The following is a 5,839-nucleotide window of genomic DNA, read 5'->3' on the forward strand; positions in this document are numbered from 1 at the left end:
CCCGCCGGCCGTCATCGCCAGCACGCCCTTCGGCCCCTGCTTGACCACCGCGAGTTCGAGACCGAACCCGAGCAACGCCCGCGCCGCCCGACCCGGTTCCCGCTCCCCCGTGGCGATCTCGACCTCGTCCACGTTCCCGACGGCCACCGTCGCGTGCCGCAACGCCTCCTGGTAGTACGGCCGCGCCGCCCCCGGATCCCCCCAGAACATCGGCCGCCAGTCCAGGTCGAACACCGTGAACCCATCGACCCCGGCCCCTTGCCCGGCCCGGTGCGCGAGAGCGGTCAGCGTCGCGCTCCGGCTGGGCTCGGCACTCAGCCCCGTACCGGTCATCCAGAAGATCCGGGCGGCCCGGACCGCGTCGAGGTCCAGCTCACCGGGGGCGATCTCCAGGTCCGGCGCCTTGGGCTGCCGGTAGAAGTACAGCGGGAAGTCGTCCGGCGGAAAGATCTCGCAGAAGGTGACCGGCGTGGGCAGCCCGTCGACCGGCGTCACCCAGCGGTCGTCGACCCCGAACTCCCGCAGCCTGTCGTGCAGATACGCGCCGAAGGGATCCCGCCCGGTCCTGGTGATCGTCGCCGTGCGCAGTCCGAGCCGCGCCGCCGCGACGGCGACGTTCGTCGAGGACCCGCCGAGGAACTTCCCGAACGTGTCCACGTCCCCGAGCGTCCGGCCCGCCTGCAACGGATACAGGTCCACCCCGATCCGCCCCATCGTGATCAGGTCGAACGCGCTGCCTGACTCGGTACGGGCCTCGCTGCGGGCCATGGAGGGTCCCTTCGACGGCGTCGTCTCCTGCCAGATCTAGCCCCGGCCGCCCCTCCCTGTCAACATTTTGTCCTGACATTCGGACCACGCCTTGACACCCCTCTCCGGGGGCCTGAAGGCTGGTCCCATGACGATCCCGACGACCCCGGTGACGACTCAGGCATCACGGTCACGGCGCATCCGCATCGGCTCAGCCCCCGACTCCTGGGGCGTCTGGTTCCCCGACGACCCGCAGCAGGTGCCCTGGCGGCGGTTCCTCGACGAGGTCGCCGAGGCCGGTTACGAGTGGATCGAGCTGGGGCCGTACGGGTACCTGCCGACGGATCCGCGGGTCCTGGCGGAGGAGACGGGGCGGCGCGGGCTCCAGGTCTCCGCCGGCACCGTCTTCACCGGCCTGCACCACGGCCCGGCCGTCTGGGACCGCACGTGGGAGCACGTCGCGTCGATCGCCGCCCTGACCCGGGACATGGGCGCCCGCCACCTCGTCGTCATCCCGTCCTTCTGGCGCGACGACAAGACCGGCGAGGTCCTGGAGGACGCCACCCTCACCGGCGAACAGTGGGGCCATCTCGCCGCGGGCACCGAGCGGCTCGCCCGCGAGGTGGGCGACCGGTACGGGCTGGAGGTCGTCGTCCACCCGCACGCCGACACCCACATCGACACGGAGGAGAACGTCGCCCGCTTCCTGGACGCGACCGACCCCGGGCTGGTGTCGCTCTGCCTGGACACGGGCCACTACGCGTACTGCGGCGGCGACAGCGTCAAGCTCATCGAGACGTACGGGGAGCGCATCGGATATCTGCACCTGAAGCAGGTCGACCCGGTGGTGCTCGCCGACGTCCGGGACCGCGGCACGCCTTTCGGGCCGGCCGTCGCGCAGGGCGTGATGTGTGAACCGCCGCGCGGCGTACCGGAGTTGGAGCCGGTGCTCGCGGCGGCGGAGCGGCTCGGCGTCGATCTCTTCGCGATCGTCGAGCAGGACATGTACCCGTGCGATCCGGACCGGCCGCTACCGGTCGCGCGTCGTACGCGGGGCTATCTCCGGTCGTGCGGCGTGTAGCAGTATCGGCGGATGAGTCCTCGTGCCACGGGTACCTCACGGCCCGCCGTCCGCCCCGCCCGGAGCCCGGACGGGACCTGGGAGACGGCGGCCGGGCGCCCGCACCCGCGGCTGCGCCCCGGCATCATCGGGTACCGCGGCTTCCGGCTCGCCTTCCCCGGACCGCGCGCACGCCTGGAGGCACCGATCGGCGCGGTGACGCTGATGCTCGCCTTCCAGGGCGCGGTGCGCATCACCGAGGCGACCGGCGGCTGGGTGGGCGTCGGCCGGCACGGCGGCGCCCGTCCGTCCGGACTGCGCACGAGCGAACTCCCCTGCGTCCTCTCAGCGCTGTCCACCACCCCGGTCCTCGGCGAGCACGACGGCCACCTCGCGGGCGTGGAGGTCCTGCTGACCCCGTGGGCCGCGTTCAACCTGCTCGGCACGCCCCTGCACGAGCTGTCCAACTGGCGTGTGCATCCGGACGAGCTGGGAGCGCTCCCCAGGGCCGCCGTCGCCGAACTCTCGTACTCCCTCGGCGAGTTGACGTCCTGGCGGGCCCGGTTCCGGCACCTGGACGAGACGCTGGCCCGCTGGCTCGACTCCGGGCCGCGCTGCGCGACGGGCACGGTGCACGCCTGGTACACGCTCACACACAGCGGCGGGGCGGTTCCGGTGGGGCGGCTCGCCGAGCAAGTGGGCTGGAGCGTACGGCACTTGGAGAACCGATTCCGCGAACAGATCGGGCTCAGCCCGAAGGCGGCGGCCCGGGTCCTGCGGCTGCAGCGCGCCCGCCGGCTGCTCTGCGCGGGCAGCACCCAGGCGGAGACCGCCGCGGCCTGCGGTTACTACGACCAGGCGCACCTGAGCGGCGAGTTCAAGGCGATGACGGGGTGCACCCCGCGCGAGTTCGCCCTCGCCCGGGGGCTGCGGGTGGACCCGGAAGGACCACCGGCCACGGACCGGCTGGCCGGGGAGGCGACGAGCCTGGTCCTGCGCCGTGACCACCGCTCCGGAAGTGCGCATTTCTCCAAGACCGGCGGTAACCACTGAGGCACTCTTGTCCCTTCGGGCCAACGGGCCGGGGGGAAGCGGGGAGCGGTGGGCCGGGCCTGGCGCAGCAGGTTCGGCCCACCACGCTTGTCCACCCTTGCGCCGGTGCATGCGCCGTCAACGCGCCCTCTTTGCATCATTCACGTCACAAACGCCCCCTTCCTGTCACACATGTCAGGCATACGCGGGTTCTGCGTCACAGGGGACACACAGGCCCTCCCTTCACCTCGGTGCACGTCGTTCTCCGGGCACAGGGTGAGTGATCGCCGACGGCCACCCCCGAGCCGCCGCGACACCCGCCAGGGAGGAGCCACCGATGACCGACCGCAGGCTCTGGTCGTACAAGGACATCGCCGCGCACATCCGGGTCCAGCCCGACACGGTCCGCTCGTACCGCAAGCACGGGCTGCTGCCGCCGCCGGACCACGTCGAGTCCGGGAAGCCGTACTGGTACGCCGACACCGTCAGAGCCTGGGTGGCCTCCCGGCCGGGGAACCGGGGCCGCCGGGACTGACCGTCGGCCTTCGCCGGGCCGCGGCCCCAGGGCTCAGTCGCCGGAGGGGCTCGCATGCGGTTCCACCACCGTCACCCCGGCCCCCGGCGCCTCGCCCATCGCGGCGAGCGCCCGGGGCGCCGCGGTCAGCGGGATCGTCGACGTCACCAGGAGGTCGGGCCGCAGCACCCCGGCGCCGACCAGCTCCAGCATCCCCGGATAGGTGTGCGCGGCCATCCCGTGGCTGCCGATCAGCTCCAGCTCGTACGCCACCGCCCGCCCCATCGGCACCACGGGGTCCTCCGGCAGCAGCCCCACCTGCACGTGCCGGCCCCGCCTGCGCAGTCCGCGCAGCGAGGCCGCACAGGTCGCGGCGGAGCCCAGCGCGTCGAGGGAGAGGTGCGCGCCCCCGCCGGTCAACTCCCGCACCGCTGCGGCGACATCACCGGCGGCCCGCGCGTCCACGCAGGCGGCGGCGCCGAACGTCCTGGCCAGTTCGAGCGCGCCCGGCGCCACGTCCACGGCCACCACCCGCGCCCCGGCCGCCGCCGCGATCATCACGGCCGAGAGCCCGACCCCGCCGCAGCCGTGCACGGCCACCCACTCGCCGGCCGCGACCCGCCCCTGCTGCACCACGGCCCGGTAGGCCGTCGCGAACCGGCAGCCGAGGCCGGCCGCCGTGCCGAAGGCCATCCCCTCCGGCACGGCCACCAGGTTCACGTCCGCGTGGTCGAGGGCCACGTACTCCGCGAACGAGCCCCAGTGCGTGAAGCCGGGCTGGGTCTGCCGCTCGCACACCTGCTGGTCCCCGGCCGCACACGCCGCACAGCTCCCGCACGCGCAGACGAACGGCACCGTGACCCGGTCGCCGGCCCGCCAGCCGCGCACGTCGGGGCCCACCTCCGCGACCACACCGGCCAGTTCGTGCCCGGGCACGTGCGGCAGCACGATGTCGGGGTCGTGGCCCATCCAGCCGTGCCAGTCGCTGCGGCACACCCCGGTCGCCTCGACCCGCACGACGACGCCGTGCGGCGCGGGCACCGGATCCGGCACCTCCCGGACCTCGGCCGGCTCCCCGAACCGCTCGAACACGACTGCCCGCATGCCCCGCCCCTTCCGTGCTCCGTCTTCTGACGTCCGGCGCCTGACTTCCGTCGTCCGGCTTCCGTCGCCCGACTCCCGTACGCCGATGATCCACGGCCCCACGCTAAGGCCCGCCGTCAAGCCCCCTCACCACGACTCGGCGCCCGCGACCGGCCCCTTCGGCAGGGCCCGCTCCCCCTTGCCCGCCCGCAGTTTCAGGCCGATGAGCGGGAAGACGAGGACGGACAGCATCCCGGCGCCGACCAGCGCGGACGCCTCGTCGGTGCGCAGCACCCCGGCCTTGACGCCGATGGTGGTGATGGCGACGACCAGCGGCAGCGCCGTGGAGGAGAAGAGGGTGAGCGCCTTCCGGTCGCCGGGCCCCAGGTCACGCGGGGCGAGCGCGTACACGGGTCCGCCGCGCACCACCAGGAACAGGACCAGGAACACCGGCAGCAGCAACAGCGCCCGGCCGCCGTCGAGGAGCGCCGCCAGGTCGAACTCGATCCCGGTGACGACGAAGAAGATCGGCACGAGGAAGCCGAAGCCCATGGCCTCCACCTTGGCGACGATCTCGTGCGCGCTCTCGGGGGCGGCGCCGTGCAGCACCAGCCGTACGACCATCCCGGCGGCGAAGGCGCCGAGCAGCATGTCCACCCCGAGCGCCGTCGAGGCGCCGAGCATCACGGCGAGCAGCAGCACCACGAGCCGCACCGCGAACTGCCCGCTGCTGTGCAGCGTCTTGGCGATGACCTGGGAGAACCACGGCGGCCGCGGCCGCATCGCCCAGAACACGGCGCCCGCGATGATCAGGGCGAACGCGGCGAGCAGCGCCGCCGACTCGATCGGCGAGCGTCCGCTGAGCAGCAGCGCCATGGCGACGATCGGCCCGAACTCGCCCACGGATCCGAACGCCATCATCACGGACCCGAACCGCGAGTGCAGGTCCCCCGAGTCGCGGAGCACCGGCAGCACGGTGCCCAGGGCGGTGCTGATGAGGGCGGTCCCGAGGTAGACCCCCTTGGTGTACGACCACCCGGCCAGCGCACTGGCGAGCAGCAGTCCGAAGGCCAGCGAGACCACCCAGGCCCGCAGGGCGCGCTTGAGGGTGTCGCCGCGGACCTTGTCGAACTCGATCTCGTACCCGGCGAGGAAGATCAGCATCGCGAGTCCCAGCTCGGACAGCGCGTCGATGGTCTGCCCGCCGTGCGCCCAGCCGAGGACGTCGGGCCCCACGACGATCCCCAGCAGGATCTCGAAGATCACCAGCGGTACGGGCAGCCAGCGGCCGACTCCGTAGGCCAGAAGGGGTGCGAGCACCGCGATGGCCATGATGAGGATCAGAACCCCGTACTGCGACATACCGGGTTCCTACCATAAACTTCGGGCAAATCACCCAAACT

The 5,839-nt window shown here is 72.9% G+C and carries 6 protein-coding genes; 3 read left to right on the plus strand and 3 right to left on the minus strand.

Features of this window, described 5'->3' with window-relative positions:
- The coding region (locus tag M4J07_RS46280) for a PfkB family carbohydrate kinase (RefSeq protein WP_255983124.1) at positions 1-768 on the minus strand (768 nt) is incomplete at its 3' end.
- A 127-nt stretch (positions 769-895) separates the two neighbouring features.
- On the opposite strand from M4J07_RS46280, the gene M4J07_RS46285 reads away from it, so the two are divergent.
- From M4J07_RS46285 to M4J07_RS46295, 3 genes are all read left to right on the plus strand, one after another.
- Positions 896-1,828 (plus strand): sugar phosphate isomerase/epimerase family protein, encoded by a 933-nt coding sequence (locus M4J07_RS46285; RefSeq protein WP_255983126.1) that lies wholly within the window; start codon positions 896-898, stop codon positions 1,826-1,828.
- A 12-nt stretch (positions 1,829-1,840) separates the two neighbouring features.
- Positions 1,841-2,860, plus strand: coding sequence for a helix-turn-helix domain-containing protein (locus M4J07_RS46290; protein WP_255983128.1), 1,020 nt, complete (start codon positions 1,841-1,843; stop codon positions 2,858-2,860).
- 316 nt (positions 2,861-3,176) lie between these two features.
- Entirely contained in the window at positions 3,177-3,374 is a 198-nt protein-coding gene (locus M4J07_RS46295; RefSeq protein ID WP_255983130.1) for a helix-turn-helix transcriptional regulator, read from the plus strand.
- 33 nt (positions 3,375-3,407) lie between these two features.
- Here the strand turns inward: M4J07_RS46295 and M4J07_RS46300 are convergent, their stop codons facing one another.
- Both M4J07_RS46300 and M4J07_RS46305 read right to left on the minus strand, forming a co-directional pair.
- Positions 3,408-4,457: an alcohol dehydrogenase catalytic domain-containing protein gene (locus M4J07_RS46300; RefSeq protein ID WP_255983132.1), complete on the minus strand. Its 1,050-nt coding sequence runs from the start codon at positions 4,455-4,457 to the stop codon at positions 3,408-3,410.
- Positions 4,458-4,583: 126 nt separating this feature from the next.
- The gene (locus M4J07_RS46305; RefSeq protein ID WP_255983134.1) at positions 4,584-5,798 is read right to left on the minus strand and encodes a cation:proton antiporter; all 1,215 of its coding nucleotides are present in this window, start codon (positions 5,796-5,798) and stop codon (positions 4,584-4,586) included.
- Positions 5,799-5,839: the final 41 nt, after the last annotated feature.

Source organism: Streptomyces longispororuber (assembly GCF_024448165.1).
In the GTDB taxonomy this organism is placed as follows: domain Bacteria; phylum Actinomycetota; class Actinomycetes; order Streptomycetales; family Streptomycetaceae; genus Streptomyces; species Streptomyces longispororuber_A.